The 1,303-nt window shown below is 76.7% G+C and carries 2 protein-coding genes; one reads left to right on the top strand and one right to left on the bottom strand.

The window, feature by feature from the left end:
• Positions 1-74: 74 nt before the first annotated feature.
• On the top strand, positions 75-701 hold the full coding sequence (locus HUW36_RS33055; RefSeq protein ID WP_091574299.1) for a response regulator: 627 nt from the start codon (positions 75-77) through the stop codon (positions 699-701).
• A gap of 6 nt (positions 702-707) precedes the next feature.
• On the opposite strand, the gene HUW36_RS33050 is transcribed toward HUW36_RS33055, so the two are convergent.
• Positions 708-1,303 (bottom strand): RraA family protein (locus HUW36_RS33050; protein ID WP_174531605.1); only part of this gene is annotated, 596 nt, incomplete at its 5' end.

Raw genomic sequence — 1,303 nt, 5'->3', positions numbered from 1 at the left:
GTCCTGCCGCCGGCCGCGCCGGACCGGCCGGCCGGCGTGGCGCCCCGGCCGCGTCCGGTCACGCCGGAGCCGGCGTGATCCGGGTGCTGCTGGTCGACGACCAGCATCTCATCCGGGCCGGCCTGCGGATGCTCTGCGACGCCCAGCCCGACCTCGAGGTGGTCGGCGAGGCCGACAACGGCCGGGAGGCGGTCGCCCTCGCCGCCCGCCTGCGACCGGACGTGGTGGTGATGGACCTGCGGATGCCCGGCGTCGACGGGATCACCGCGACCAGCCGGATCCTGGCCGACCGGCCGGCCACCCGGATCATGGTGCTCACCACGTTCGGCGACGACGACCACCTCTATCCGGCGTTGACCGCCGGCGCCTGCGGCTTCCTGCTCAAGGACGCGCCTCCGGCCGACCTGCTCGACGGGGTCCGTCGGGCGGCCGCCGGAGACAGCCCGTTCAGCCCCGAGGTGCTGCGGCGGCTGGTCCGGCGGGCGGTGCACGCCCGGGCCGGCGCGCCCCGGCACGCGGCCGACCTGACCGGGCGGGAGCGCGACGTGCTGGACCTGGTCGCCGAAGGGCTGTCCAACACCGAGATCGCCGACCGGCTGCACATCGGGGTGACCACGGTGAAGACCCACATCACCAGCCTGATGACGAAGACCGGCAGTCCCAACCGGGTACGCCTCGCGCTCTGGGCACGCGGCGGCTGAGCCGGCTCACTCCTCGATCGCGCCGCCCACCGCCCGCAGGTGCGCCCGGAACGTCAGCGTCGGGTCGGCCGCCCGGGCGGTCAGGTAGCCGTCGAACCCGAGCTGGGTACGCAGCGTCTCGCCGGCCCGGATCCGGTCGGCCTGCCGCGACTCGGTGTCCCGGATGGACCGGGCCAGGTCGGCCAGCTCGTCGGCGCGGTCGGCGGGTACGAAGAGCACCCCGTCGTCGTCGGCCAGCACCAGATCGCCCGGGTCCACCGTCCACGCACCGACCCGTGCCGCGTCCAGCGCGCCGGCCGGTCGCGGATCCAGCTCCAGCGGCCCGGTGGGGACGGCGCCCAGGCTGAACACGGGCAGCCCGACGGCCGCCAGGTCGCCGGTGTCGCGGTGCAGCCCCCAGACCACCAGGCCGGCGACGCCCGCGGCCTGCGCCTCGCGCACCACCAGGTCCCCGACGCAGGCCCGGTCGGTGCGCCCGCCGTCGTCCACCACCAGCACGTCCCCCGGCGACGCCCGGCCGATCGCCTCCAGGAACACGTCGACGCTGCCGGCGTGCCGGGCCGGCCGTACCGGACCGGCCAACCCCCGCCCGGGCAGCACCG

The sequence above is a fragment of the Micromonospora maritima genome (assembly GCF_902825405.1).
Taxonomy (GTDB): Bacteria; Actinomycetota; Actinomycetes; order Mycobacteriales; family Micromonosporaceae; genus Micromonospora; species Micromonospora maritima.
This window is presented reverse-complemented; position numbering and strand designations above follow the sequence as displayed.